Annotated in this window: 30 protein-coding genes; 13 read left to right on the top strand and 17 right to left on the bottom strand. The window is 70.6% G+C overall.

What is annotated here, in order from left to right; translation table 11 throughout:
* Window positions 1–86: 86 nt before the first annotated feature.
* Window positions 87–1,136: an NAD(P)-dependent alcohol dehydrogenase gene (locus tag ACZ63E_RS41920; RefSeq protein WP_465341887.1), complete on the bottom strand. Its 1,050-nt coding sequence runs from the start codon at window positions 1,134–1,136 to the stop codon at window positions 87–89.
* 104 nt (window positions 1,137–1,240) lie between these two features.
* Between ACZ63E_RS41920 and ACZ63E_RS41915 the strand changes: the two genes are divergently transcribed.
* Both ACZ63E_RS41915 and ACZ63E_RS41910 read left to right on the top strand, forming a co-directional pair.
* Window positions 1,241–1,840, top strand: coding sequence for a TetR/AcrR family transcriptional regulator (locus ACZ63E_RS41915; RefSeq protein ID WP_465341886.1), 600 nt, complete (start codon window positions 1,241–1,243; stop codon window positions 1,838–1,840).
* Window positions 1,841–1,849: 9 nt separating this feature from the next.
* The gene (locus tag ACZ63E_RS41910) at window positions 1,850–2,464 is read left to right on the top strand and encodes a pyridoxamine 5'-phosphate oxidase family protein (protein ID WP_465341885.1); all 615 of its coding nucleotides are present in this window, start codon (window positions 1,850–1,852) and stop codon (window positions 2,462–2,464) included.
* Here ACZ63E_RS41910 and ACZ63E_RS41905 read toward each other — a convergent pair.
* Entirely contained in the window at window positions 2,433–2,765 is a 333-nt protein-coding gene (locus tag ACZ63E_RS41905; protein ID WP_465308302.1) for an ArsR/SmtB family transcription factor, read from the bottom strand. The two genes, ACZ63E_RS41910 and ACZ63E_RS41905, sit on opposite strands and share 32 nt — an antisense overlap.
* Before the next feature lie 70 nt (window positions 2,766–2,835).
* Between ACZ63E_RS41905 and ACZ63E_RS41900 the strand changes: the two genes are divergently transcribed.
* Window positions 2,836–3,465, top strand: coding sequence for a haloacid dehalogenase type II (locus ACZ63E_RS41900; protein ID WP_465341884.1), 630 nt, complete (start codon window positions 2,836–2,838; stop codon window positions 3,463–3,465).
* Window positions 3,466–3,480: 15 nt separating this feature from the next.
* Here ACZ63E_RS41900 and ACZ63E_RS41895 read toward each other — a convergent pair whose 3' ends face one another.
* The 4 genes from ACZ63E_RS41895 to ACZ63E_RS41880 form a co-directional block, all read right to left on the bottom strand.
* Window positions 3,481–4,497 carry an NADP-dependent oxidoreductase gene (locus tag ACZ63E_RS41895; RefSeq protein WP_465341883.1) on the bottom strand — a complete coding sequence of 339 codons (1,017 nt, stop codon included), beginning with the start codon at window positions 4,495–4,497 and terminating at the stop codon, window positions 3,481–3,483.
* Window positions 4,498–4,590: 93 nt separating this feature from the next.
* Window positions 4,591–5,025, bottom strand: coding sequence for an SRPBCC family protein (locus ACZ63E_RS41890; protein WP_465313815.1), 435 nt, complete (start codon window positions 5,023–5,025; stop codon window positions 4,591–4,593).
* Between the two features lie 912 nt (window positions 5,026–5,937).
* Window positions 5,938–6,603 (bottom strand): NAD(P)-dependent oxidoreductase, encoded by a 666-nt coding sequence (locus tag ACZ63E_RS41885; protein ID WP_465341882.1) that lies wholly within the window; start codon window positions 6,601–6,603, stop codon window positions 5,938–5,940.
* Complete coding sequence (locus ACZ63E_RS41880; RefSeq protein ID WP_465341881.1) at window positions 6,600–7,457, bottom strand: SDR family oxidoreductase; 858 nt, start codon at window positions 7,455–7,457, stop codon at window positions 6,600–6,602. The genes ACZ63E_RS41885 and ACZ63E_RS41880 overlap by 4 nt, the downstream gene beginning before the upstream one ends.
* 64 nt (window positions 7,458–7,521) lie before the next feature.
* Between ACZ63E_RS41880 and ACZ63E_RS41875 the strand changes: the two genes are divergently transcribed.
* On the top strand, window positions 7,522–8,019 hold the full coding sequence (locus tag ACZ63E_RS41875; RefSeq protein ID WP_465313812.1) for a MarR family winged helix-turn-helix transcriptional regulator: 498 nt from the start codon (window positions 7,522–7,524) through the stop codon (window positions 8,017–8,019).
* A 30-nt stretch (window positions 8,020–8,049) separates the two neighbouring features.
* Window positions 8,050–8,823: a class I SAM-dependent methyltransferase gene (locus tag ACZ63E_RS41870; protein ID WP_465341880.1), complete on the top strand. Its 774-nt coding sequence runs from the start codon at window positions 8,050–8,052 to the stop codon at window positions 8,821–8,823.
* Window positions 8,824–9,101: 278 nt separating this feature from the next.
* Here the strand turns inward: ACZ63E_RS41870 and ACZ63E_RS41865 are convergent, their stop codons facing one another.
* Window positions 9,102–10,025, bottom strand: coding sequence for an ABC transporter substrate-binding protein (locus ACZ63E_RS41865; protein WP_465341878.1), 924 nt, complete (start codon window positions 10,023–10,025; stop codon window positions 9,102–9,104).
* 137 nt (window positions 10,026–10,162) lie between these two features.
* Here ACZ63E_RS41865 and ACZ63E_RS41860 point away from each other — a divergent pair, with 137 nt between their 5' ends.
* The 4 genes from ACZ63E_RS41860 to ACZ63E_RS41845 are packed head-to-tail and all read left to right on the top strand — an operon-like array spanning window position 10,163 to window position 12,639.
* Window positions 10,163–10,861, top strand: a complete 699-nt coding sequence (locus ACZ63E_RS41860; protein ID WP_465341876.1) for an ABC transporter permease — start codon at window positions 10,163–10,165, stop codon at window positions 10,859–10,861.
* A complete protein-coding gene (locus tag ACZ63E_RS41855) occupies window positions 10,858–11,571 on the top strand; it encodes an ABC transporter permease (RefSeq protein WP_465341875.1) in 714 nt (237 codons plus the stop codon). Before ACZ63E_RS41860 ends, ACZ63E_RS41855 begins: the two co-directional genes overlap by 4 nt.
* A 38-nt stretch (window positions 11,572–11,609) precedes the next feature.
* Window positions 11,610–12,446: a DUF5753 domain-containing protein gene (locus tag ACZ63E_RS41850; RefSeq protein WP_465341874.1), complete on the top strand. Its 837-nt coding sequence runs from the start codon at window positions 11,610–11,612 to the stop codon at window positions 12,444–12,446.
* 16 nt (window positions 12,447–12,462) lie between these two features.
* Window positions 12,463–12,639 (top strand): DUF397 domain-containing protein, encoded by a 177-nt coding sequence (locus tag ACZ63E_RS41845; protein WP_465341873.1) that lies wholly within the window; start codon window positions 12,463–12,465, stop codon window positions 12,637–12,639.
* Here the strand turns inward: ACZ63E_RS41845 and ACZ63E_RS41840 are convergent.
* From ACZ63E_RS41840 to ACZ63E_RS41815, 6 genes are all read right to left on the bottom strand, one after another.
* Window positions 12,629–14,053, bottom strand: a complete 1,425-nt coding sequence (locus tag ACZ63E_RS41840; RefSeq protein WP_465341871.1) for an aromatic amino acid lyase — start codon at window positions 14,051–14,053, stop codon at window positions 12,629–12,631. The two genes, ACZ63E_RS41845 and ACZ63E_RS41840, sit on opposite strands and share 11 nt — an antisense overlap.
* Window positions 14,050–15,057: an ornithine cyclodeaminase family protein gene (locus tag ACZ63E_RS41835; protein ID WP_465341870.1), complete on the bottom strand. Its 1,008-nt coding sequence runs from the start codon at window positions 15,055–15,057 to the stop codon at window positions 14,050–14,052. Before ACZ63E_RS41835 ends, ACZ63E_RS41840 begins: the two co-directional genes overlap by 4 nt.
* Window positions 15,054–15,596, bottom strand: a complete 543-nt coding sequence (locus tag ACZ63E_RS41830; RefSeq protein WP_465313803.1) for a YbaK/EbsC family protein — start codon at window positions 15,594–15,596, stop codon at window positions 15,054–15,056. Before ACZ63E_RS41830 ends, ACZ63E_RS41835 begins: the two co-directional genes overlap by 4 nt.
* Window positions 15,597–15,609: 13 nt before the next feature.
* Entirely contained in the window at window positions 15,610–15,909 is a 300-nt protein-coding gene (locus ACZ63E_RS41825; protein WP_465313802.1) for a DUF2516 family protein, read from the bottom strand.
* Window positions 15,910–15,992: 83 nt separating this feature from the next.
* Window positions 15,993–16,673 (bottom strand): hypothetical protein, encoded by a 681-nt coding sequence (locus tag ACZ63E_RS41820; RefSeq protein WP_465341869.1) that lies wholly within the window; start codon window positions 16,671–16,673, stop codon window positions 15,993–15,995.
* The gene (locus tag ACZ63E_RS41815; RefSeq protein ID WP_465341921.1) at window positions 16,670–17,092 is read right to left on the bottom strand and encodes a helix-turn-helix domain-containing protein; all 423 of its coding nucleotides are present in this window, start codon (window positions 17,090–17,092) and stop codon (window positions 16,670–16,672) included. Before ACZ63E_RS41815 ends, ACZ63E_RS41820 begins: the two co-directional genes overlap by 4 nt.
* A gap of 146 nt (window positions 17,093–17,238) precedes the next feature.
* Here ACZ63E_RS41815 and ACZ63E_RS41810 point away from each other — a divergent pair, with 146 nt between their 5' ends.
* The gene (locus ACZ63E_RS41810; protein WP_465341867.1) at window positions 17,239–18,387 is read left to right on the top strand and encodes a methyltransferase domain-containing protein; all 1,149 of its coding nucleotides are present in this window, start codon (window positions 17,239–17,241) and stop codon (window positions 18,385–18,387) included.
* On the opposite strand, the gene ACZ63E_RS41805 is transcribed toward ACZ63E_RS41810, so the two are convergent.
* The 3 genes from ACZ63E_RS41805 to ACZ63E_RS41795 are packed head-to-tail and all read right to left on the bottom strand — an operon-like array spanning window position 18,384 to window position 19,756.
* A complete protein-coding gene (locus ACZ63E_RS41805) occupies window positions 18,384–18,995 on the bottom strand; it encodes an AAA family ATPase (RefSeq protein ID WP_465341865.1) in 612 nt (203 codons plus the stop codon). The two genes, ACZ63E_RS41810 and ACZ63E_RS41805, sit on opposite strands and share 4 nt — an antisense overlap.
* A gap of 1 nt (window position 18,996) precedes the next feature.
* Window positions 18,997–19,362 carry a TFIIB-type zinc ribbon-containing protein gene (locus ACZ63E_RS41800; RefSeq protein WP_465341863.1) on the bottom strand — a complete coding sequence of 122 codons (366 nt, stop codon included), beginning with the start codon at window positions 19,360–19,362 and terminating at the stop codon, window positions 18,997–18,999.
* A gap of 25 nt (window positions 19,363–19,387) precedes the next feature.
* Complete coding sequence (locus ACZ63E_RS41795; RefSeq protein WP_465341861.1) at window positions 19,388–19,756, bottom strand: VOC family protein; 369 nt, start codon at window positions 19,754–19,756, stop codon at window positions 19,388–19,390.
* A gap of 90 nt (window positions 19,757–19,846) precedes the next feature.
* On the opposite strand from ACZ63E_RS41795, the gene ACZ63E_RS41790 reads away from it, so the two are divergent.
* A complete protein-coding gene (locus ACZ63E_RS41790) occupies window positions 19,847–20,308 on the top strand; it encodes a CGNR zinc finger domain-containing protein (RefSeq protein WP_465341860.1) in 462 nt (153 codons plus the stop codon).
* Between the two features lie 343 nt (window positions 20,309–20,651).
* Here ACZ63E_RS41790 and ACZ63E_RS41785 read toward each other — a convergent pair whose 3' ends face one another.
* Window positions 20,652–21,950, bottom strand: coding sequence for a DUF445 domain-containing protein (locus ACZ63E_RS41785; RefSeq protein WP_465341859.1), 1,299 nt, complete (start codon window positions 21,948–21,950; stop codon window positions 20,652–20,654).
* A gap of 29 nt (window positions 21,951–21,979) precedes the next feature.
* Here ACZ63E_RS41785 and ACZ63E_RS41780 point away from each other — a divergent pair, with 29 nt between their 5' ends.
* Together ACZ63E_RS41780 and ACZ63E_RS41775 are read left to right on the top strand one after the other, a co-directional pair.
* The gene (locus ACZ63E_RS41780) at window positions 21,980–23,146 is read left to right on the top strand and encodes a pyridoxal phosphate-dependent aminotransferase (protein WP_465341858.1); all 1,167 of its coding nucleotides are present in this window, start codon (window positions 21,980–21,982) and stop codon (window positions 23,144–23,146) included.
* A 727-nt stretch (window positions 23,147–23,873) separates the two neighbouring features.
* Window positions 23,874–25,103, top strand: coding sequence for a hypothetical protein (locus tag ACZ63E_RS41775; protein ID WP_465341857.1), 1,230 nt, complete (start codon window positions 23,874–23,876; stop codon window positions 25,101–25,103).
* Window positions 25,104–25,470: the final 367 nt, after the last annotated feature.

Raw genomic sequence — 25,470 nt, 5'->3', positions numbered from 1 at the left:
GCTCCCGCCCAGCATCCTCTGTTTTCCTCCCCTTTTTGGTGTGTGGGTGGGGTCGCCCCCCCCCCCCCCCCCCCCCCCCCCCGGGGTCAGGCGCCGATGGTCGAGGCGTCGATGACGAAGCGGTAGCGCACGTCGGAGTTCTCGACGCGCTCGTAGGCCTCGTTGACCTTGTCGGCGGGAATCGTCTCGATCTCCGCGCCGATGCCGTGCTTCGCGCAGAAGTCCAGCATCTCCTGGGTCTCGGCGATGCCGCCGATCATCGAGCCGGCGAGCGTCTTGTTGCCGCCGAGCAGCGAGAAAGCGTTGTACGACAGCGGTTCGCCGGGCGCGCCGACGTTGACCATCGCGCCGCCGACCTTGAGCAGGCCCAGGTAGGCGTCGATCGGCAATTTGGCCGACACGGTGTTGAGGATGACGTCGAAGGTGCCCTTGAGGACGTCGAACGTCGCCTCGTCGCTGGTCGCGTAGTAGTGCTGCGCGCCGAGCTTGAGGCCGTCTTCCTGCTTCTTGAGGCTCTGGCTGAGCACGGTCACCTCGGCGCCCATGGCGGCGGCGATCTTGACGCCCATGTGCCCGAGCCCGCCGAGGCCGATCACGGCGACCTTCTTGCCGGGGCCGGCGCCCCAGTGGTTCAGCGGGGAGTAGGTGGTGATGCCCGCGCACAGCAGCGGCGCGGCGATGTCGAGGCTGATGCCTTCGGGGATGCGGCAGACGAAGGCTTCCTTCACGACGATCTGGTTGCTGTAGCCGCCGTAGGTGTTCTCGCCGTCGAAGCCGACGCCGTTGTACGTCTGGACGTTGCCCTTGACGCAGAACTGCTCGGTGCCGGCCCGGCAGTACTCGCACTCGCCGCAGGAGTCGACCATGCAGCCGACGCCGACGCGGTCGCCGACCTGGTACTTCGTGACGTTCGCGCCGACCGCGGCGACCACACCGGCGATCTCGTGGCCCGGGACCATCGGGAAGATCGCCTGGCCCCAGTCCTCCTTGGCCTGGTGGATGTCGCTGTGGCAGATGCCGGCGTAGGCGATGTCGATCAGGACGTCGTCCGCGCGCAGGTCGCGGCGCTCGATCGTGGTCGGTGCGAGCGGCGCACCCGGCGCCGGAGCGGCGATGGCGTTCGTGGTGGTGCTCATGGAACCCTCCAGGTTCAAGTACCGTTGGTCCTCGTAAGAGGTCTCTTACATGTCCTACGTAAGAGGGGTCTTACATATTTCGATCGGGAGATGTGATCCAGGTCATGGGCACGAAGTACCACCGCGGTGATCTCCGGGGCGAGCTCGTGCGCATTTCGCTCGACCTCATCGCCGAGCAGGGCCTCGGCGGCTTCTCCGTCGCGAAGGTCGCGAAGCTGGCGAACGTCAGCCCCGGCGCGCCCTACCGGCATTTCGCGACCCGCGAGGCCCTCCTCGCCGAGGTCGCCTGCAACGTCGCCTGCCAGCTCACGGACCGCGTCGCCGCGGCGGCGGCCGAGCACGAAGACCCGGCGGACGCGCTGGCGGCGGCCGCGGGCGCGTACACGCGCTACCTGATCGAGCGACGGGCCGGGATGGACGTGATCTACGCCGCGGGCCTGCACGGTCCCGAGTACGTCGGCCTGCACGAGCAGACCCGCCGCATGACCGACGAGTTCCTGCTGCGCAGCCTCGCCGTGGCCCCCGACCCGGCGACCGGGCTGGAGCTGATGGAGCAGCTGTTCACCCAGGCCCACGGCTACGGCACGTTCCAGCTCGACGGCGTGTTCGTGAAGCACGGTTATTCGGTCGACCAGGTCGTGGCGAAGTCCACCGAGGCGGCCCGGATCGCGATCCGGGGCCGGACTGTCGGTGGTGCGCGCTAGCTTGGGGTCATGGGGACCATCGACTCACACGAGGCGCTGCGCGAACTGATCGGCCTGCCGAAGGAAACGACCCAGCGGAAGATCATCAGCCGGATCGACGAGCACGCGCGCACGCTGATCGCGCACTCGCCGTTCGTGCTGCTGGCGACGTCGGCGCCGGACGGCACCTGCGACGTCTCACCCCGGGGCGACCCGGCGGGTTCGGTGCTGGTGCTCGACGACCGGACGCTGGTGCTCGCCGACCGGCCGGGCAACAAGCTGGTCGACAGCTTCCGCAACATCATCGACAACCCGCACGCGGGGCTGCTGTTCCTGGTGCCGGGCATGAACGAGACGCTCCGGGTCAACGGCGGCGCCCGGCTCGTGTCGGACGCGCCGTTCTTCGACGACCTGGTGGTGCAGGGGAAACGGCCGAAGCTGGCCGTGGTCATCGAGGTCGAAGAGCTCTACATGCACTGCGCGAAGGCGTTCCTGCGGTCGTCACTGTGGCAGCCGGAGACGTGGCCGGAGCGTGCGGAGCTGCCGACGTTCGGCACGATCCTGCGTGACCACATGGCGCTGCCGATCTCGGCCGAGGAGCTGGACGCGGACCTCAACGAGCGGGCGCTGACCCAGCAGTACTGATCCCGGCGACGACGTCGAGCAGGCCGGGGAAGCGCACGTCGAACTCGTCGCGGCGCAAGCGGACGAACGTGCCGTTGCCCGCGTCGCGCTGCCGGACCAGGCCGGCTTCGCGCAGCACCCGCCAGTGGTGCGTGCGGGTCGACTTCGCGATCGGCAGCGGGAAGGACGAGCAGGCGCGCTCGGCGCCGTCACCCTCGACGAGCTCGAGCACTACCGCGCGGCGGTGCGGGTCGGCGAGCGCGGACAGCACCGCGCCGAGGTCGACGTCGGCCATCGCCGGGATCGGCAGTTCACCGGGCATGCTGGACATGGTACGGCAGCTGTCGTACCTTCGGGCAGGTACGAACACCTTCGAACCTCCGGAGAGCCGCATGCTCTGCGTCTTCGACGTCAACGAGACCCTCCTCGACCTCGCCGCGCTCGACGGGACCATCGGCAGCCCGGAGCTGCGGCGCGAGTGGTTCGGGCTGGCGATCCACACCGTGCTGACCGTGACGGCGACCGGCGGTTACCGCGACTTCGCGGGCATCGCGGGTGAGGCCGCGACCGAGATCGCGGCCCGGCACGGGCGGGAGCTGGACCTCACGAAGATCGGCGAGGGACTCCGCTCGCTCCCCGCCCACCCGGACGCCGAACCGGGTCTCGTCAAGCTGCGCGAAGCCGGTCACGACGTCGTCGCGCTCACCAACTCGCCGCTCGCCACGGCCGAGGCGCAGCTGCAGAACTCGGGCCTGGCGAAGCTGTTCGACCGGATCTTCTCGGCCGAGCAGGCCGGCCGGCTCAAGCCCGCACCCGAGCCGTACCGGCAGGTCCTGGCCGCCTACCAGGTCGAGCCCCGGAAAGCCGTGATGATCGCGGCCCACGACTGGGACATCGCGGGCGCGCAGGCGGCCGGGCTGCGGACGGCGTTGCTCGCCCGCCCCGGCGTCCGCCCATTGCCCGGCTCCCCTTCGCCGACTTACACGATCTCGACGTTGCCCGAGCTCGCTTCGCTGCTCTAGTCGGCTTAGTCGGCTCTAGTCGGCGATCCGGACCAGCATCTTGCCGGTGTTGGCCCCGGACAGCAGGCCCAGGAACGCGTCCGGCGCGTTGCGGATGCCGTCGACGAAGGTCTCGGAGTACTTGATCTCCCCGGCGCTGACCAGCGGCGCGATCTCGCTGACGAACTGCTGCTGCAGGCCCCAGTGGTCGAGCACCAGCAGGCCGCGGATGGTGAGCCGCTTGGCGATGATCTGACTCAGGTTGCGCGGCGCCGGAGTCGGCTCGGTGGCGTTGTACTGCGAGATCATGCCGCAGACGGCGATCCGGCCGTGCAGGGTGATCGCGTCGATGGCGGCTTCGAGGTGCTCACCGCCGACGTTGTCGAAGTAGACGTCGATGCCCTCGGGCGCGGCCTGGTGCAGCTGCTCGGCGACCGGGCCGTCCTTGTAGTTGAAGGCCGCGTCGAAGCCGAGGTCGTCGATGAGGTGACGGACCTTTTCCGCCGACCCCGCCGAGCCGATGACCCGCTTGGCGCCCTTGAGCTTCGCGAGCTGCCCGACGAGCGACCCGACGGCGCCGGCCGCCCCGGAAACGAAGACGGTGTCCCCCGGCTTGAACTCGGCCGACTCCAGCAGCCCGGCGTAGGCGGTCAGGCCCGGCATGCCGAGCACGCCGAGGTAGGTCGAGAGCGGCGCGGCATCGGCGTCCACCTTGACGAAGCGCTTGGCATCGAGGACGGCATGGGTGCGCCAGCCGGCCTGGTGCAGCACGTGGTCACCCGGCTTGACACCGTCCACATGGGATTCGACAACCTCGCCGACGGCCCCGCCGTTCATGACCTCCCCGACCTGGAACGGCGGCGCGTACGACTTGACGTCGCGCATGCGCCCGCGCATCGCCGGGTCGACGCTCATGACGAGGTTGCGCACGAGGATCTGCCCGTCACCCGGGGTCGGGATCTCCGTGTCGACGATCTCGAAGTTGTCGTGCGTCGGGACACCTTCCGGCCGTGAAGCCAGCCGGATCTCGGTCGCCTGGGTGGGTGCGTTCACCGTCGAACTCCTCAAGTCTCGAAGCGGGGCAGTCGCCCCGGATTCCACCGGGTACAACCGGCTAACCGGGGCGCACATTCCGATTGTGACGGGCTACACGATTTCGGCAAGTTTTCCGAGAACGCCGTCGTAGATCTTCTTGAGCCCACCGGGAGCGAAGGTCTTCTCGAAGAAGCCCCCAACGCCGCCGGCGCCGTCCCAGCTGGTTTCGATCCGGACGAGGCTCTGGTCGCCGGCCTCGGTGACGGTCCAGGTGGTGACCATGCTGGAGTTCGCGTCGGTCTCGACCAAGGTGCCGGGCTGCGGCTCGGTGACGGTGGCTTTGACATCGCGCACACGCTTGGAGGTGGCCTGCAGCTTCCAGCCGGCTTTGGTCCCGGCGCCGACGCCGCCTTCGGTCACCTCGTAGTCGCGGTAGTGCTCGGTGAGCAGCTTCGGCCGCGTTTCGGCATAGTCGGCGACGAGCGCGCGGACCTTGTCGGCCGGTGCGTTGACGGTGCGCTCCGCGGTGGCCGTGACCTTTCCCATTTCACTCCTTTTCCGAGGTGGCTGGACGGTCCCACCCTAGGCCGCGGAGGTGAGGGCTGAGGCGTCGCGTTCACCACGGAAAACAGGGCGGCGCGCGGTGGCTGTGAGTGTGGGCGGGGTCCACTCGCGCGATGCCATCGGCGAGCGGGAGCGGGGCTCACGTGGAGCTGGCCGCGCGCCCCGCGGATCCCAGCCCGGCCAGTCGCCAGCCACGGCCGAGCTGGGCGCCGACCCGGCGGTTCCCGGGCAGTCGCCGACCCCGGCCGCGAGCGCCCGCGCGATCCCGAAGGCACCGCAGGCTGCCGCTGCTCCGAAGCCGCCGCACGCGAAGCCAGCCCTGAAAATGCGCATACCGGGCCATGCGCCCGCGCGAACCCGCTCCGCAACCCGAGCACCGGACCCGCGCAGAGCAGGCGAGCACCAGCCCGCACAGCCGCCAATCCGGGCGCGAACGCACGCGAACCCAGAGCGAGCCCCGGACCGCCTCCGGTCCGGACAGCCGCCGCCCGACCGCGAGCGCACACGCGAACCCGAACCACCCCGGACTGCCTCTAGCCCGGCCGAAGCGTTGCCGGACGCGAAGCCAGCGCCGAAACGGCGCACATGGCCATACGCCCGCGCGAATCCGCTCCGCAACTCCGAGCACCTGACCCCGCCCTGAGCAGGCGAGCACCGGCCCGCACGCCGCCGGCCGGCGGCCACGCGATCCCGAAGCCACCTCGGACTGCCGCTGGCCCGAGGCCGAAGCTCCGGACGCGAGGCGGCCCCGAAACGGCGCGCACCTGGCTATGCGCACGCGCAAATCCGTTCCGCAGCCTCGGGCACCGGAACCCGCGCGGAACTGGCAGGCGCGGCCCGCACGGCCGCGAGCCCCGCCGTTCAGCACAATCTGTTTGTCAGCAACAACTCCCTTCAGTACGCAACCGCGACGGAATGCCGCACAGTCTCGGGCATATCAACCACCCGCAACACAAAATGCGCCGCGTCCGCTCGAGCGATCCGGAATCCACCGCGAACACTCTGCTCGTAAGCGATCCGATAGCGCCCGGTCGCTGGTTTGTCCGTCAGCAGCGGCAGCTGCACCGACGTCCAGTCGAGACCGCTCACCCGGAGCTCGTGCTCCATCAACGCGACATCCTCGTAGTGCCTCCGCAGCCGCAGGTTCGCCAGCGGTGAAAGAACATTCCGCGTGAAGAACCCCACGCCCGGATCCCGTTTTGGCGGATTCGGGCGGCTCGGCGTCGGGATCGTCGAGACGCCCGCGACGCTCACCACAACCAAGCGGCGCACCCCCGCCGCCTCCATCGCGGCGATGATGGCCCTGGTTCCGCGGGAGGCGACGCCGTATTCGCCGTGGTGTCGTGGCCCCAGTGCGGAAATCACGGCGTCGCCACCGTCCACTGCGGACTTGAGCGTCGCCGGGTCGGGTGCCGTCAGGTCCGCGCCAACCACCTGGACCGGCGCCGTGACGGCGTCCGGGTCTCGGACCACCGCCGTGACCTCGTGACCCGCCGCGAGGGCCTGGGCGAGCACGTGCGCGCCGGTTCGGCCGGACGCTGCGAAGAGCGTCAGCTTCATTGTCGCGCTCCGAAGTCCGCAACATGGTCGGCTGCCCACTCGGCGAACGTGCGCGCTGGGCGGCCCAGGATCTTCTCCACCTCCGGGTTCGGTGGGAACTGTGGCTGCGCGAGGTGCGCGACGTAGCGCGCCATCATCGCCGTGATGAACGGCTCCGGCAGCCCGTTGGCCAGCATGGCTTGGGCCGCTGCCTCGGCCGGGATCTCGTGGAACCGCAACGGCCGGGCGAGCGCGACACCGAGCTGTCGCACCATTTCCGCGTGGGACAACGACTCCGGGCCGGTGAGGTCGATGCGCCGGCCGAGCAGGTCGTCGTCGACGAGCGCTCGCGCCAGGACCTCGACGAGGTCCGCCTCGTGCAGCGGCGACTCCTCGAAGCCGGCGTAGACGTACCGGACGTCGTCACCCGCGTGGATCTGGCCGCCCCACGCCGTGAGGGCGTTCAGTGCGAACGAGCTGGGCCGCAGGCTGACCCACTCGAGACCGCTCGTCGCCGCCGCGTCGTCGACCTCCTTGTTGCGGTCGCCGCGGAACCGTGACGGCTGCGCGTCGAGCCGGTCGGCGACGTTCGCCGCCGCCAGCGCGACCACCCGGCGGACGCCGAGCTCCCGCGCCCGCGCGACGACGTCGTACGCGGCATCCCCCACCGCGCGTGAGTGCAGGAACAACGCGTCTGCGCCGCGCAAGGCGGCGTCGAGCGTCTCCGGCCGCTGCGGATCACCTTCGACGACCTCGACGTCGGCGGGCAGGGCCGCGTCCTGCGGTGAGCGGGTGACGGCGCGGACGCCGTGAGCCTTGAGTGCACTGGCCAGCAGGCGGCCGACCAGCCCGGTCGCACCGGTGAGCACGATCATGGTGAAACCCTTCCCCCGCGTTACCCTGATGCCTGAAGTCCGGATGATACGAGGAGCATATCATATGAGTTCCGTATCGGGTGTTGATGGGGAGGACGCCCGCCGTCGGAGGCGGACGGCCGCGTCGGTCAAGGAGGCGCTGCGCGATCTGCGAAACCAGCTTTCGCTGCTGAACCACCACGTCAGCACGCGCTTGACGCTCAAGGACGTCGACCTCGACTGCCTCGAGGTGATCTCCCGGCTCGGCCCGATGAGCCCGAGCGCCGTCGCCCGGCGGGCCGGGCTGCACCCCGCGACGATGACCGGCATCCTCGACCGCCTCCAGAAGGGCGGCTGGATCGTCCGGGAGCGCGACCCGGAGGCGGCCGACCGGCGCGCGATCGCCGTGCGCGCGGTCCGGGGCCGCAACGCCGAGCTGTTCCGGCTGTACGCGGGCATGAACGCCGCGCTGGACGAGATCTTCGAGGAGTACAGCGAGCCCGAGCTGGAGCTGATCGCCGACTTCCTGCGCCGCGCGACGTCGGCGGGTCACGTCGCGACGGGTGATCTGGCCAACAGCTGACCAGCGGTTTTTTGTGCTGTACTCCGTGGCATGTGGCAGTCGGGCGACGCGTACGAGGCCTACATCGGGCGGTGGAGCCGCCGGATAGCACCGGTGTTCGTGCGGCAGCTGGCTGCTCCGGCGAGCCGGCGCTGGCTGGACGTCGGCTGCGGCACCGGCGCGCTGACGTCGGCGGTGCTCGAAGCGGGCGACCCCGCGGAGGTCACCGGAGCCGACCCGTCCGAGGGGTTTCTGAAGACGGCTCGCGCGAACGTGACCGATCCGCGCGCGTCGTTCACCCTCGCGGACGCCCGGGAGCTCCCGTTCCCGGACGGCCACTTCGACGTCGTGGTGTCCGGCCTGGTCCTGAACTTCGTGCCCGACCCGGCGCGCGCGGCCGCGGAGATCGCGCGGGTGACGCGCGGCCTGGCCGCGGCGTACGTCTGGGACCTCGCCGAGGGCATGGAGCTGATCCGGCACTTCTGGGAGGCCGCGGCCGAGCTCGACCCGGCGAAGGTCGCCGACCTGGACGAAGGCCGCCGGTTCACGCTCTGCCGCCCGGAACCGCTCGGTCGCTTGTGGACGGAGGCGGGCTTCGAGGACGTCTCGGTCGGCGAGATCAAGATCCCGACGGTGTTCACCGGCTTCGACGACTACTGGCGGCCGTTCCTCGGCGCCCAGGGCCCGGCCCCGGCGTACCTCGCGACACTCCCCGAGGCCCGCCGGGACCAGATCCGTGAACTCCTGCGGAGCCGCCTGCCGACCAGCCCGGACGGCTCGATCCCGCTGTCCGCCCGCGCCTGGGTGGTCCGCGGAACGGCTTAGCGCGGCGACCGGGCGACGCGCCCGCGCCGGAAGCCCGCCCCGGGTAATCCCCAGGGTTCCGGCAAAGTCGGGGCGAACGTGACCGGCGGGCCGCTGCGATGCCGTGAATGACTCATTCACCTCGCCAGAGGTCATGAATGAGTCATTCATGACCTTCCCGGGCCACTACCGCGACCTCCGGCGTGGTGTACCCGGCCGTCCGCGCTACGAGCCGACCGGCGAAACGCGACTTCGCTGAACCCTGGGGGAATCCCCAGGGCGGGCTGAAGCCCATCAGCTCAGAGACCCGCCTGCGACAGCCAGTCCTTCGCGACGTCCTCGGCCTTCTCACCATCGGAATCGACACGCTTGTTGAGATCCCGCATGACATCGGTCGTCAGCTTCGCGCTCACCGCGTTGACGGCGGTCGCGAAGTCCGCACCGCGCTCGTCCAGCACCTTCTTGTTCACCGCCGGCACGACGTTCTCCGTCGGCACGATGTTCAGGTCGTCCTTCAGCACCGTGTAGTTCGAGTCGCCGGTCAGCGGGCTGACCGAGTCGACCGGGATCACCGTCACCGCGCCCGACTTGAGCTGCTCGACCCGCGGCCCGGCCTCCTGGATCGTCTGGAAGGTCGCGTTCGTCAGCTTGTAGACGTCCTTGAAGCCCAGGAAGCACGGCAGCCGCTTCTCGCACTCCGGCGGCCCCGCCATGACGACCTTGTCCAGCTTCTTGAGGTCGCTGATGGACGCGATCCCCTTGTCCTTCGCCAGGTCGGACTTGACGATGTAGGTGTTCTTGTCTTCCGCCGGCGCGAAGTTCAGCAGGCCGACGCCGCTGGGCTCGAACAGCTTGGCCAGCTGGTCGTGCTCCTCCTGCGCGGTCTTGCCGGCTTCCTTGCCGAAGCCGGTAGTGATCGCCGCGCCCTGGTACTCCGGGACGAACTGCAGCTCGCCGGACTTCAGGGACGGGTAGATTAGCTCTCGCGAGCCCAGGTTCAGCTTCTTCGTCACCGGGTAGCCCTTGGCCTCCAGCGCCTGCGCGTAGATCTCGGCGAGGATCTGGCTGTCGGTGAAGTTGAAGGACGCGACGACGATCGGCGCCCCTCCCTTGCCCTGCGCGGCGGGCTTGTCACCGCTGTCGCTGCCACCACCACAGGCGGCCAAGCCGAGCGTGGCCGCGACGGCCACCGCCACCACGGACGCGTTCCGGAACCAGCGCACGATCCCCACTCCCTCATCACTCGAACAGACGAAAGAACCCTAGCGCCGCCCACCGACAAGCGCCCACATATTGGGAGAAGACGTCCCAGATTCCCAACCTGCGGAATTCGACCGCCCGAACGGGGTAGGGTCGGCCGGTGCATGTGACCGCGGTGACCCCGCTGGCCGCCGACAGCGGACCCCCGATCTTCCAGTGGAGATGGGTGGACCGGAACGCCGACGACATCGTCCAGCGCCTCGGCGAGCACGTCTCGCTGACCGCCGCCGCGCTCGGCATCGGCCTGGTCGTCTCGGTCGGGCTGGCGCTGCTGTCCCTGCGGTTCCGCTGGTCGTACGGCTTCATCCTGAGCACGGCCGGCGGCCTGTACGTGATCCCGAGCCTGGGCGCGTTCGCCGTGCTGGTCCCGTTCTTCGGGCTGACGTTCGTCTCGGCGGTCATCCCCCTCGCGACGTACACCCTGCTCATCCTCGTGCGCAACATCGTCACCGGCGTCGACCAGGTGCCCAACGAGGTCCGCGAAGCCGCGATCGGCATGGGCTACACCCGCGGACGGCTGCTGTGGCAGATCGAGCTGCCGCTGGCGCTGCCGGTGGTGATCGCCGGGCTGCGGGTTGCGGCGGTGACGACGATCGGTCTGGTCACGGTGACGTCGATGCTCGGCCTCGGCGGCCTCGGGTACTTCATCCGCGCGGGCATCCAGACGGCGACGCCCAACCCGACGGAGATCATCGTCGGCGTGGTGCTGTCGGTGGTGCTCGCGGTGGTCGTGGACCTCTTGCTGTGGCTCAGTGAGCGCCTGCTGGCGCCCTGGACCCGGAAGGTGCGGGGACGATGAGCTTCTTCGACCAGCTGAACGCGTGGCTCGCGGACCCCAACCGCTGGAGCTGGACGGACAAGGCCGGCATCCCGTACCGCACGGTCGAGCACCTCCGGTTTTCGCTGCTGGCGCTGGTGATCGCGGCCGTCCTGACGATCCCCGCGGCGCTCTGGCTGGCCCACTACCGCCGCGGCGCGTTCCTCGCGAGCAGCGCGGTGAACATCGGCCGCGCGATCCCGAGCTTCGGGCTGATCATCCTGTTCTGGTTCCTGGCCAGCCGCTGGGAGCTGGACACGACGTTCTGGCCGTTGCTGCTGGCGCTCGTCGCGCTGGCGATGCCGCCGCTGTTCACGAACACCTACGCCGGTGTCGTGTCCCTGGAACAGGAGCCGGTCGACGCCGCGCGCGGAACCGGCTACCGCGAGGGTCAGATCATGCTCAGGCTCGAGCTGCCGCTGGCGTCCCCGGTGATCCTGGCCGGCGCGCGCGTGTCGTTCCTCCAGCTGATCGCGACGGTCGCCATCGGCGCCATCGTCAACGACGGCGGCGGCCTCGGCCGCTACATCGTCGACGGTTTCGCGCTGGGAGCGCAGGGTTACGGCGAGATCTTCGCGGGCGGCCTGGCGGCGGTGATCCTGGCCCTGCTGTGCGACGGCGCGTTTGCGCTCATCACCCGTTTGGCCACACCCCGAGGTCTGGCGCTGCAGAACGCCCGGCGTGAGTCGTAGGAATCTCACCCTGCGCAGTCACACCTTACGATCCGTGTGTGGAGCGTAACAAGCCAAACGCGCGTAAGCGCCTGCTCGCGCGCAAGCTACGGCGCCTGCGCGAAGACGCGGGACTGACGCAAGTCGAAGCCGGCGAGCCGATGCGGTTCAACAAGAACAAGATGAGCCGCATCGAGCTGGGCCACCTGCCGGACTACAACGGCTTTTTGGGCCTGCTCGACCGCTACGGCGTGATCGTCTCGGACTACGACGACTGGGTCAGCCAGTACGACCGCGCCTGGGAGAAGGGCTGGTGGCACGCCTACGGCATGGACGACCGCGGCTACATCCCCCTCGAAGCCGACGCCGACGAGGTCCGCGCGTTCCAGCTCGGTTCGGTTCCGGGTCTGCTGCAGACCGAGGCTTGGATGCGCGCGGCTTTCGCGGGCGCGCGTGACCCGATGTCCGGTCGCCGGTTGGAGAACGAGATCGCGGTCCGCCTGCGTCGCCAGACGCGGCTCACCGATGATCCGCCGCTGAAGTTCCACGCCATCATCGACGAATCCGTGTTCCGGCGCCCCGACTTGCTCCCGGACGAGCAGTGTGCCCAGCTCGAGCACATCATCGAACGCGCGGAACTGCCCAACGTCACCGTGCAGGTCGTGCCGGTCAACCACGGCCTTCACCCCGGCCGCGACGGCAGCTTCAGCATCCTCAGCTACACGCAGCTCGCCGAGCCGGACATCGCCTACGTCGAGCACGGCTTCGGCTCACTCCAGTTCGAGAAATCCAAGGACGTCAACGCTGCTAGGCTGATTTTCCGTCACCTGGCCGATCTCGCGTACGACGAGCCGGACTCGATCCGGCTGATCCGGCAGGTGATCGCCGAGACCTGACTGGAGGCGAGCAATCGTGTCCGACTTCTCCTGGCGCAAGAGCAGTCATAGTGCAGGCGGTAACAACGCCGACTGCGTCGAGGTCGCCTTCACCGCCGAAACGATCGTGGTCCGCGACTCGAAGGCCCCGGCATCCGGCACGCTGACCGTGTCCGCCGAAACCTGGCGCCACATCGGGGAAATCACCCGCTGAACGAGCGGCACGCGGCAGCCAGCCGTTCGACCTCCGGCCCCAGCGGCCGGTCCTCCTCCACCGGCGGCACGACCGTCCGCACCCATTCGTACGCCGCGCCCAGCCCCGGAACGCCGTCCGCCGCCAGGTACCGCGCCTGCGACGCCGTGACCAGCTCGCACGCCGTGATCGCGAAGAGGTGCGTCGCGGCCGACCGGAGCTGCTCGCCCGCCGCCCACGCAAACGCTTGCACGTCCTCCTGGCCGGCCGAAGTGTCGATCGAACCGAGCGTCGCGGGCGCCGCGAGCCGGCGCAACGCGTGCAGTTCCCCCGCCGCCCGCTTGTGCAGCGGCACGAGTCCCGCGCGCGGGCCCGGGTCGGTCGTGAGCTGCGCCGGAAGCCCGCTGAACCGCTCGTCGAGCAGGCGGTGCGTCCGCTGGACCGAGAGCTCGCCGAGGTGCACGAGCGCCGCCGTCACCGCGTCCATCCGCAGGCCCAGGTCCACGGCGTGGTAGGCCGTCCCCGGGAGGAAGTCCCCGTCGACGAACGACGGTGAGTCACCCGGCATCGTTCCCCAGCGCCGGCGGGCCTCGGCCAGTTCGTCGTTGACGCGGGACGCGTGCGCCAGCGCCCGCGGCGCGACCCGCACCGACAGCGGCGCCTGCACGACCCCGGCGCGCACCGGGCCCGCGCCCACCATCCCGGTCAGGGCCGTCAGCAGGCGCCGCAGGTGGTCGTCGCCGCCCGCCATGACCGGCGAGAACACCTCGCGCGGCGCGCCGAGGACGTCGATCGCCATCGCCTCGGTGAGCGTCTGCAGCTGGATGAGCTGCCGCGCTTCGGCCTGGCCGCGCTGCGCGTGCGTCACCGCCAGCGGAGAACCCTGCAGCAGCGAAGCGCCTTCCTTGGGCCCCAGCACATACGGCTCCGCGCCGCGGCGGGCGAGCGCCTCCGCCGCAGGAGTCTCGACGCCGTCTTCGAGGACCGTGCCGATGCCGAGGAACGTCTGGAAAGCATGCGACAGCGGGATGATCTCGCCCGAACTGCCGAGGCCACCGCGCGGGACCGCCGGGGTGAAGCCGTCGTTGAGGCGGTCGACGAGGAACTGCACCAGCTCCGGGCTCACCCCCGACCACGGCTGTAGGAAGTCCCGCAGCCGCACGAGAAGCAGCGCGCGGACGTCCTCGGGCGGGAGCCACGGCGGCCCGCCGACGGCCCGGCCGACCAGCAGGTTGCGCTGGTGCTCGGCCTGCTGCCGCGCATCGAGCGCGACTCCCGCCAGCCGGCCCATGCCCGTGGTGACGCCGTAGATCGGCTCCGCACGCTTTTCCAGCGCCGTCAACAGCTCGTCCCGGCGCCGCCGCAGGGCTTCTACCAGCGGTTTGTCCAGAACCAACCGTTCACTGTCGGCGAACTCGCTTCCGTCGGTGATCATCGGTACGGCAGCATGGTGCCGACGCCGGAAGCCTCGGCGCGGGTGAGGATCAGGTCCGCCACCGCGACGTCCGTTGTGGACAGTCCGCGGTGCCAGAACAGGATCCGCTCGGCGTCGTGCTCGCGGCCAGGCTTCTTCCCGGCTACGACGTCGCCGATCTCGGCGTGGACTCCGTCCGCGGTGAGGAGGCCGGCGTTGAGCTGGGGGCGCAGGGCGCCGAACCGCGGGTTGCCGGACTGGGATTCGCGCCAGTCGTCGACGACGACCTTGTCGACGTCTTCGAGCAGCGTGAGCTCCAGTGCGCTGATCGTGCCGTAGGGCACCAGGAAGGTGCCGGGCCGGAGGAACTCGCGACGCACGAGTGCCTCGGGCTCGACCAGCCTGGATGCCTCCACCTGGATGTCCGCGCCGTCGAGGGTTTCCTCGGCCGTGGCGCAGACGCGGACGTCCTTGCCGAGCCGTTCGGAGAGCCGGCGGCCGAAGTCCTCACGGGACTCCGGGCGCTTGCTGGTCACGCGGATCTCGGCGAAGTCGAACAACGAGTCGAGGAGGACGACGTTCCACCAGGCGGTGCCGCGGGCGCCGATGTGCCCGAGCACCCGGGAGTCCGGGCGCGCCAGGTACTTCGCGCCGACGGCGGTCATCGCGCCGGTGCGGGCCTCGGTGATCATCGTGCCGTCGACGATCGCCCGCGGCATGCCCGTGTCCGGGTCCAGCAGCAGGATCAACGCCATTTCAGAAGGGAGGCCTCGTTCGAAGTTCCCCACGAAGTCACCGACGACCTTCACACCACTGACCTGCTTCGAGGACAGGTGGCCGCGAAGGATGTTGAAGTGACCCTTGCCGCCGTTGTCCGGCACGAGGTGCGTACGCGGCTCGAAGACGACCTGGCCGCGGCCGTGGTCGGCGAGCACGTCCTCGACCGCGCCGACGATATCCGCGTCGGTGATGCCGAGCGAGTCGATGTCGGCACCGGTCAGGTACCGGAGCCAGACGGACGTCACTTGGCGAGGTCCTCGATGACCTCGGCCCCGGGCAGCGCGGCCAGTGCGGCGCCGGAGATCAGCAGCTTGCTGCCGCGGATCCCGCTGCCGATGACGAGCTCGGGCGCGTCCGCGACCCGCTGGTCGACCAGGATCGGCCAGTCGGCGGGCAGGCCGACGGGCGTGATGCCGCCGTACTCCATGCCGGTCAGGGAGACGGCTTCGTCCATCGGGGCGAACGACGCCTTGCGGACGTCGAGACGGCGCTTGATCACGCCGTTGACGTCGGCGCGGGTGGTCGCGAGCACAAGCGCGGCCGCGAAGCGGACTTCACCCGAGCGCTTGCCGGCGACGACGACGCAGTTCGCCGACGCTTCGAGCGGCGAGCCGTAGGTCTCGCAGAAGGCGGCGGTGTCGGCGAGGGCCGGGTCGATCTCCGCGACGCCGAGAGCGTCCGGTTCGGCGAGCGCGGCCAGCGCCTTGGCGACGGGCTCGGCGAGCAGGTCAGTACGCGTGGGGGCGGGAACAACCGTGAGGCTCCCGGCAATCGTCCAGGTCACCTCGTCAGCCTAGCTACCAGTTGGAGCCGCCGCGCTGGACCTCGATCAGCTTGGGACGGACGTCCACCAGGTAGACCAGGGAGGCCGCGGCCGCGGGCACCCAGAAGATCATGCCCGGGCTGTTGGGATCCAGGTAGAACAGCACCATCGCGAGGGTGGCGCCACCGGTGATCAGCATCCAGACCGGCTTGGTCTTGCGGTCCGCGGCGGAGTAGGCGTCGGCACGCTGGAGCAGCGCGTGCACAAAGGCGAAGAGCCCGACCAGCGCGCTGCCCCAGTGGATGACTTCGATGATCCAGATGGCAACCAGCACAGCGACAGCTTACGGCAAACCGCCCGAACGACCCCGGCCCCGCCACCGTGGTCGGTGGCGGGGCCGGGGTCTTCACGGCGTTTTTACTTGTCGGTCTTCGGCGCGGCCGGCTTCTTGACGGCGGCCGTGGCGGTCGTCGTGCGGCGGGCCGGGGTGGCCGTCTTCGGGGCCGTCTTGTTCGCGACCTTGCGGCTCGCGGAGCGGGTCTCGTGGGCAACGTCGTCACCCAGGTCCTCGATGGCCTCGGCGGCTTCGCCGGCGACCTCGGTCACCTTGCGGGCGGTCTTCTCGCCGACCGAGCGGGTGCGCTTGGTGAAGGTGGCCAGCACGCCGTCGACGCGCTCGCGCACCTCGGCGGTGACGCCCTCGACCTGACCCTGCGCGGTGCCCAGGGCCTCCTCGAGCTGCTCGATGGCCTTCTTGACCTGCGGCTGCGCGGCGATCTTGTCCCACGCCTGCTCGCCGGACTCGGCCAGCTTGTTGTACAGCTTGAGCGCGGCCTCGGTGTACTCGTCGATGACCTTGCGCAGCTCGGCCGGGTCCAGCTTCTCGCGGAGGCTGTCGACGTCGGTCGGGAGCTCCTGCAGGTTCTTGCGGGCGGTCTCGCTGCCCTTGGTCACGTTCTCGCGGGCCTTCGCCACGGCGTCGGTGACAGCCTGGCCGGCCAGGTTGCCGGCGCCGAGCGCGGCGAGCAGCGGGGTGCGGACCTGGTCGAGGGCGGTGTTGACGGCCTTCTTGACGTCTTCGGTCTTGGGGGTGGTCATGGTGACTCCTCGGTGTCTGCGGCTGGTGTGCTGTCTGGGGTGTCCGTGGCGGGGGATCCGGCGGCCGGCCGTGCCGCGGCGTTCTCCCGGCGGAAGGACTCGTAGACGTCGAGCAGGACCTGCTTCTGCCGTTCGGTCAGCTCGGCGTCGGCGCGGATCGCGTCGCCCACCGGCCCGCCCGTCGGCAGGTCGAGGATCCCGGCCTGCACATACAGCGCTTCGGCCGAAATGCGCAGTCCCTTGGCGATCTGCTGCAGGATCTCCGCGCTGGGCTTGCGGACCCCGCGCTCGATCTGGCTCAGGTACGGGTTGGACACGCCGGCGAGCTTCGACAGCTGGCGCAACGAGATCTTCGCGGTGTTGCGCTGCTGGCGGATGTACTCGCCGATGTCGGAAGCGATGTCCGCGACCTTCTCCATGGGACTGCCGGATCCTGACGTCCCACCGGTCTCCGTCATCCGGTCACCTCCTCGCGACCATTCCGACGGTACGCCCGAGTGCTAGCTATTGCAAGCACTCTGCTTGCAATGGTGGTTGTGGTGGTGCTCACGGCTAACGTGGTCGCATGACGCGCTCGGCCCGGCTGCGGCGGCGCCTCGTCGAGCACCTGCTCGACGAGGACGTCCTGCACGCCCCGGAATGGGTCGCCGCGTTCCGCGCCGTGCCCCGCCACGTCTTCCTGCCGCGGTTCTTCGTGCCGGCCGGCGGCCTGTGGGCCGCGGTCGACCGCGGCGACCCGGGCTGGCTGGAGACCGTCTACTCGCGCGACGTCCTCGTGACGCAGCTCGACGACGACCCGGACCGCTGGGAGCTCGCCCGGCGCGACGGCCCCGTCGCGGGCACGCCGACGAGCTCGTCGAGCATGCCCTCGATCATGGCGATCATGCTCGAGGAGCTGCGGGTGCGGGACGGCCACCGCGTGCTCGAGATCGGCACCGGCACCGGCTACAACGCCGCGCTGCTGAGCCACCGCTGCGGCGCCGGCCGGGTGTCCACAGTGGACATCGATCCGGTGATCGTCGGTGAGGCCCGCGCGCGGCTGGCCGAGGCGGGCTACCACCCGGCGTGCGCCGAAGGCGACGGCGCCGACGGCTTCCCGGCCGGCACGCTCTTCGACCGGGTGCTGTGCACGGCCGCGGTGTCTTCGATCCCACCGGCCTGGCTGGCGCAGACGACGCCGGGCGGCCTGATCGTCACGACGCTGCACCGGCCGATCGGCGCCGGGCTCGTCCGGCTCGTCGCGGGCGAGGACGGCACCGGCCACGGCCACGTCCTCGCGCGCGACGGCCGCTTCATGCCGCTTCGCGCGCACCGGCTGCCGGACGCCGAGCCGCTGCCGATGCCCTCGCGCGGCGACTGGGAGCAGACGCGGCTGGCGATGTCGACGGTGCTGCAGCCCCGCAAGCAGTTCGAGTTCTTCGCCGGGCTGGCACTGCCCGGCGTCCGCCCGGTCCGCGACAGCACGGACGACGACGCGCCGAGCGTCGCCCTGGTCCACGAGGACGGCTCGTGGGTCCGCCACCGCAAGCGCGCGGGCGCGGACGAGGTGGCCCAGGGCGGCCCGCGCGCGCTGTGGGAGCTCGCGGAGGCGGCTTACGTCGAGTGGTGCGAGCTGGGCAAGCCGGAACGCGACCGCTTCGGCGTGACGGTGACCGGTGAGCGTCAGCAGTTCTGGCTCGACGCACCGGAGGGCCGCACCTGGCCACTCGGCTAAGACAGCCTCGCGCGGATCCACGTCTCCACGAAGCCGGCCGTCGCCTCTGCCGAAGCCTCCGTGGTGTCGAAGAGGTCGACGCCCAGCTCCGCGGCCGACTTCTGCAGCCAGTCGTTGAACTCCAGCATCTCCTCGATGCGGGGCTCGTCCCACTCGCGCCAGGCCGGCCGCGCCCGCAGCCGGCGGGCCAGCGCCTCCGGGTTCGCGACCAGGGCGAGGTAGTGGACGTCGCTGAAGAACGCGCGCTCCGGCAGCGGCTCGAACTCCGGGGGCGCGACCGTCCCGCACAGCACGACCGGGCGGCCGTTCTGGTGCAGCATCGCCGCCATCCGGAGCCAGACCGCGCGGAACGCCTCGACGTCGTCGCGCAGGGCGCCCGTCCAGAGGACGTCCTGCTCCAGCACGACGACGTCCCCGGCGAAGCGCGCGGCGAGCAGCGGCCCGAGCGTCGACTTGCCGGCGCCGCTCGGGCCGGTCAGGGCGAACAGCGGAAGCCGCCGGAACGGCCACCGGTGCCCGCAGCGGGCGCACTCGAGCGTCTCGCCGGAGACGACCGGGCGGTCCGCCCGGTCGCCGCACGACGGGCAGATCCGCAGGTCGAGACCCACCTCAGTCGAAGAGGTTCTCGAGGAAGCCGCGCTTGCGGTGGCCGTGCCCGTACGGCCGCGGGGAATCCGAATACCCGCCGCCGCGGTACCCCTTGGGCGAGTCCGCGTAGCCGCCGCCCCGGTAGCCCTTCGGCGAGTCCGGGTAGCCGCCGCCGCGGTACGGGCGTGGCGAGTCGGACCGGCCGTAGTGCGCCGGGCCGCCCTGGTAAGGCGGAGGCTGGTGCCCGTAGAACGAGCTCTCCGCACCGGCGATGGCTTCCAGCTCACCGCGGTCCAGGAAGATCCCGCGGCAGCCTTCGCACTGGTCGATGTGGACGCCGTTCTTGTCCACAGTCCGCATCTGGTTCTGACACTTCGGACAAATCACACATCAGAGCCTACGCATAAACGGCTCAGCAGGCGCACAGGCAGAACGGGTGCCCCACTGGATCGGCGTAGACGCGGAACGTCTTGGGCGCGTCGTCCAGCAGCTTCGCGCCGAGGCCGAGGACCCGCTCGTGCGCCGCTTCCAGGTCCGTGACGTTCAGGTCGAGGTGCATCTGCTGCGGGTTCTCCGCCGACGGCCACGCCGGCGGCCGGTAGTCGGGCACCCGCTGGAACGCGAGGCCGGCGCCACCCGCCGGGCTGGTGAGCGTCACCCAGTGCCCGTCTTCGGAAACTTCGGGCGCGTCCCACTCCAGCACCGCCCGGTAGAACCCGGCCAGGGCCACCGGGTCGGGGCAGTCCAGGGCCACCACACCCAGTGTCGGTACCGCGCTCATCGTCGCTCCCTTCGCTCGCGAGTAACCAGTGAACAGATTATGTGGGTTAGCGGCCCCGGGGGCAACCACCGTCCGCCGTACACTCGACACGTGCACACCGACGCCACCCTCGTCGTGGAGTTCCTCAACACGGTCAACGTCGAAGAGGGCACTGACCTGCTCGAAGATCCCGGTCGGTGGCGCGGGTGGGCGGCCGCGCACGGCCTCAAGGCCAATCCGGCCCCCGAAGCCCGCGCGGCGCGCGACGCCCTGCGCGCCGCGACCGGCGACCCGCGCCTGCCCGGCGGCAGCCTCGACGTCGGCACCCGCATCTCCCTCACCGACGACGGCCCGGCCCTGGTCGCGGACGACGTCGTGGGAGCGGTGTTCGCGGCCTGCGCCCGGCTCGTGGTCCGCGGCGACTGGATCCGGCTGAAGATCTGCCCCGCGGACACGTGCCTCTGGGCGTTCTACGACGAGTCCCGCAACCGCTCACGCACGTGGTGCTCGATGCGGGTGTGCGGCAACCGCGAGAAGGCCCGCGGCTGGCGAGCCCGCGCCGCCGCCGGCTGACCCGCGGATCCCGGCCGAGCGGCGGACACGCATCTTTCCCAGGGAAAGTTCCGCCCAGCCCCTCGGGACGCATCTTTCCCAGGGAAAGCTCCACCCCAACCCCCTCCGGACGCATCTTTCCCAGGGAAAGCTCGGTCTCATCCGAGCGGTGGTCGCTCGATCAGCTGTGGACAACTCCGCCCTCCGGCACCACATATCCACGCCCCAGGAGTCCCCACCCCCACACGTTGTGGACAGTCATTAGGCCATCACCGTGAAAAGCTGTGGATAACCCGGGGGATAACTCAGCTTCCTGTGGACAACTGGGTTGAGGGTCCCCCAGGTGTGGTATACGACTCGCCCCTCAGAACAGCAGCTCCGCCACGGCGTAGATGACCAGCCCGGCCAGCGCGCCGACCACCGTGCCGTTGATCCGGATGAACTGCAGGTCGCGGCCCACCTGGAGCTCGATCTTGCGGGACGTCTCCTCGGCGTCCCAGCGCTCGACCGTGTCGGTGATGATCGTGGTGATCTCGCCCGAGTAGTTCTTCACCAGGTACGCCGCCGCGCCCTCGACCCAGCCGTCGGCCTTCGCGCGCAGCTGGTCGTCCGAGACCAGGCGGGACCCCAGCGACATCAGCCCGAGCCGCACGCGCCGGCGCAGCTCGCTCGACGGGTCCTCGGCCGCCGTCAGGAGCATCTCCTTGGCCGTGCTCCACGCCGAGCCGATCAGGCGCTGGACCTCCTCGTGGTGCACGATCTGGCCCTTGACCTGCTCGGCGCGGGCCATCACGTCCGGGTTGGTCTGCAGGTCCTGGGCGAACTCGCCGAGGAACTTGTCCAGCGCCAGCCGCATCGGGTGGTTGACGTCGGTCTTGACCGCCCACGCGAACGACAGCACCTCGCCGTAGACCTTGTCCGCGAGCATCTCGTCGACGAACTTCGGCGACCAGCTCGGCGCGCGGTCGGACACCACGCGCAGCATCGTCGTGTGGTTGTCGCGCACCCACTCGTACGCCTGGTCGCACATCAGGTCCACGAGCTTGTGGTGCGCGCCGTCCGCGAACACGCCCTGGAGGATCTTGCCCAGTGGCGGGCCCCACGGCTTGTCGATGATCCGCCGCGCGACCGCCTGCTCCATGATCGCCTGGACGTCCTCGTCGCGGAGCACGCGGACCGCGGCCCGGACCATCGTGGCCAGCTCGGAGGTCACGCGCTCGGCGTTCTCCTCCTGCGCCAGCCAGCCGCCGAGCCGGCGGGCGATCTCGACGCGCTTGAGCTTGTCGCGCACGACCTCCTCGGAGAGGAAGTTGGACCCGACGAACTCGCCGAGGCTGGTCCCGAGCGCGTCCTTCTTGTTCGGGATGATCGCCGTGTGCGGGATCTTAAGGCCGAGCGGGTGCCGGAACAGCGCCGTGACGGCGAACCAGTCCGCCAGCGCGCCGACCATGCCGGCTTCGGCCGCGGCCCGCACGTAGCCGACCCAGCCCGGCCAGCCTGCCGACTGCGCCCAGCTGGTCAGCAGGAACACGAGGGTGGCGCCGAGCAGGAACGACAGCGCGACCAGCTTCATCTTGCGCAGCGCGCGCCGCTTTTCCGCTTCACCGGCTGCGCCGCCCGGCGGGTCGGCCGGGGTCACCTTGGCGGGGGTCAGTTGCTCCACACCACCATTGTCCGCGAGGATCGCTGATCGTGCGCGAACCTGCTCTCGTCCCCCGCCTGCGGCCGTTCACCTCGACCATCTTCGCGGAGATGACCGCGCTGGCCGTCGAGCACAACGCCGTGAACCTCGGCCAGGGCTTCCCCGACACCGACGGCCCGGCCGGCATGCTCGACGCCGCCAAGAACGCGCTGTTCGGCGGGGCCAACCAGTACCCGCCGGGGCCCGGGCGGCCCGAGCTGCGCGCGGCGATCGCGCGGCACCGGCTGCGCTACGGCACCGAGTACGACCCGGACACGGAGATCCTGGTCACCGCGGGCGCGACCGAGGCCATCACGGCGACGCTGATCGCCCTGACCGAGCCCGGCGACGAGGTCGTCGTCATCGAGCCCTACTACGACTCCTACGCCGCCGCGGTCGCGATGGCGGGCGCCGAACGCCGTGTTGTCGGGCTGGTCGAGGGCCCGGACGGCCGGTTCGGGCTCGACGTCGAGGGGCTGCGCGCCGCGATCACCCCGCGGACGCGGGCCATCCTGGTCAACTCGCCGCACAACCCCACCGGCACCGTGTTCACCCGCGCCGAGCTCGAGGCGCTCGCCGCGCTCTGCGTCGAGCACGACCTGATCGCGATCTGCGACGAGGTCTACGAGCACCTGGTCTTCGACGACAACGAGCACATCCCGCTGGTCACGCTGCCCGGCATGCGGCCGCGCACGGTGAGCATCTCCAGCGCCGGCAAGACGTTCAACTGCACCGGCTGGAAGATCGGCTGGGTCTGCTCGACACCGGAGCTGGTCGCCGCGGTGAAGGCCGCGAAGCAGTTCATCACCTTCGTCTCCGGCGGGCCGCTGCAGCCGGCCGTCGCGCACGCGCTCGACCACGAGCTGCCCTGGGTCGACGGCCTGCGCTCGAGCCTGCAGGAGAAGCGCGACCGGCTTTCGGCCGGGCTCGCCGACGCCGGGTTCGCCGTGCGGCCGACGGCGGGCACGTACTTCGTCTGCGTCGACGTGCGGCCGCTCGGCTTCACCGACGCCGCCGACCTGGCGTGGGAGCTGCCCGCCCGGGTGGGGGTCGCCGCGGTGCCGGTGAAGGTGTTCACCGATCACCCGGACGAGTGGAAACACCTGCTGCGATTCGCGTTCTGCAAGCGCAACGAGGTCATCGACGAGGGCGTCACCCGATTGCGCAAACTGGTCTGACGATCTCGCTACGGCTTCGCGAACGCGTCGACAGCCGAGAATCGACGCCATAGCGCGTCACAAGTGCGGGTAAGCATCGCGAGGCTGCCCGCGCCAGCCCGTCGACGGCCGCGGCGGAGCGCTCGGCACGCCCGTCGCTCGCCGCGCGTCACTGTCACGCTCCGCGACCGGGTGGGGAAATTCCGGCCGCGGCCAGAGCCGGCCGGTGGGTCACGGGCTCGCCTGGCGGACGCGGGCGGCGCGTGCGGCTGTCCGTGATCATCACCGAGCTCCCGATCACGGACCGCAGCGGTTCCGAACGACGCTCCGGCTGTCCCTTGTGGACGCCGCACGGGACCGGCGGGGCCAGCGCGCACACCCGTTCAGCCCAATCGCCGTCCCACATTCCGGGCGACTTTCCGATCGCCCAGCCGAAACCCCGTCTCGGCACCCAGTGCGCACGAGTCGGCACGCACCGCTGTCACCAGCCCGGAAACATCAGGTCAACCCCCAGATGTGCAAGTTGCAGAACTCGTCCGAATGGTCGCAGAAGAGCACCCGAACGGCACTGAGAGTGATCAACTTGTCGGCCGCACCTACCGGGCCCGGTAGGGACGTTCCGCCTTACGGGCTGGATCGAACGCGGGAGAGATGAAAGACTCCCGAGCGGTGCTAGAAAGAGTGCAGCCCCGGGGGAACTGCGACCTGGCCGGAGAAAGACCTCAGCAAGAACAAGCTCGAGCGGACGATGCGAGAGCTTCAGGCGCGGACGGTGGTGGTGGCGGTGAGCAGCACGGCGATTGCGCGCCGCGGCGCTCCCGCGCAGCCTGCGCTCACCGAGGGTGAAACCGTTTTCGCACGCGGGCGCGCGCCGCGCCCGTGGGCGGCGGCGCTGCACCGGCCCGCGGCCAAGATCCTGGTCGCCGGCGGCCTGACGCTGGCGGGCTGGCTGCTCACCGGCGCGCTGACCGGGAGCACCGCCTCGGCCGCCGAAACCGCGAGCTGCCCCAGCGCGCCGTCAGTCTCCACTGTGGACCAAGCCCCCGCGAAGTCCTTCGCGTACGGCAAGCACCGCAAGAGCCACCACCGCGAAACCGGCGCCGCCCACTGCGCGCAGCAGCCGGAGACCGGTGACGAAGCCACGAAGCAGCCTGAGGAAACCCCGGCCGCCGAAACGAAGACCGCCGAGACCCCAGCCGCCGAAAAGCCGGCCGAAAAGCAGTCCCTGGCGAAGCAGCAGGCCGACGAGCCGGCGACCGAGAAGCCCGCCACAAAGGCGACCTCCTCCGGCGGCGGCCTGCTCGGCGGGCTCGTCGGCGGGGTCCTGAACCTGGTCGGCGGCACGCTGAACACGGTCACCAGCACGGTCGGCGCGGTCACGACCACGCTGTCCCACACCGTCCTCGCGCCGCTCACGCAGCCGCCCGCGGACCACCCGGACGCCCCCGCCGTACTCCCCCTCGACGACATCCTGGCCCCGGTGCTGGGCACCGGCTCGAACTCGGGCGGCGCCACGGCGATCGTGCCGGGCCTGGTCGACGGCCTCACCGGCGGCACCGAGGTGACCACGGCCACCGTCACCACAATCGCGACCACCGCCACCGCCACCGCGCCAGTGGCGACCACCGAACCGACCTCCGCGCCGCAGCCGGGCCGGGTCGCGGTGGTGCACCTCATCGAGCGGCAGCACACCCTCCCGGCGACGCAGGAAAAGCCGCAGCCGCGCGATTCCGGCGTCCACGCCCGCAACGGCGGCGGCGACTCCACGCCCGGCCTGCCCGGGGGCAGCAGCACCCCGAGCGCGCCGGCCCCCACCGCCGCTCCCGGTCACGACGGCCCCGGTGGCGCCCGCCACCCGTTCGCCGTCCACACCGACCACGCCACCACCACCCAGCTGAAGCTGATCGGCGCCAGCCGCGACCACGACGTCGACGGCGCGGGCAGGGAAGCCGCCCTGCCCACCACCTCCCCGGACTGACCCCGTACCGGGCAGCCGGGGAGAACTGCGTCCAAAACAAGATCAACTGGACGCGCGTCCACGCCGTTGAGGCGTGAGGAATCCCCTGCAGCAGCGCACAATCCGTGGCTCTTTCACGTCTCGTGACGCCTTTTGCGCGTCCGACGTACCCCAGGGGCGAAACGCATGCGAAACCACAGTCTTTCCGACCGGCCGACCGCGCCCGGCCGGGTCGGATCCCGGTCCCGGGGGGGGGGGGGGGGGGGGGGGGGAGGGGGGGGGGAAGGGGGGGGGGGGGGGGGGGGGAGGAGGGGGGGGGGGGTGGGGTGGGGGAGGGGGGGGGGGGGGGGGGGGGGGGGTGGGGTCAGTGGGGTGGGGGGGGTCGCAA

This window comes from Amycolatopsis sp. NPDC104819 (assembly GCF_055583145.1).
This window is presented reverse-complemented; position numbering and strand designations above follow the sequence as displayed.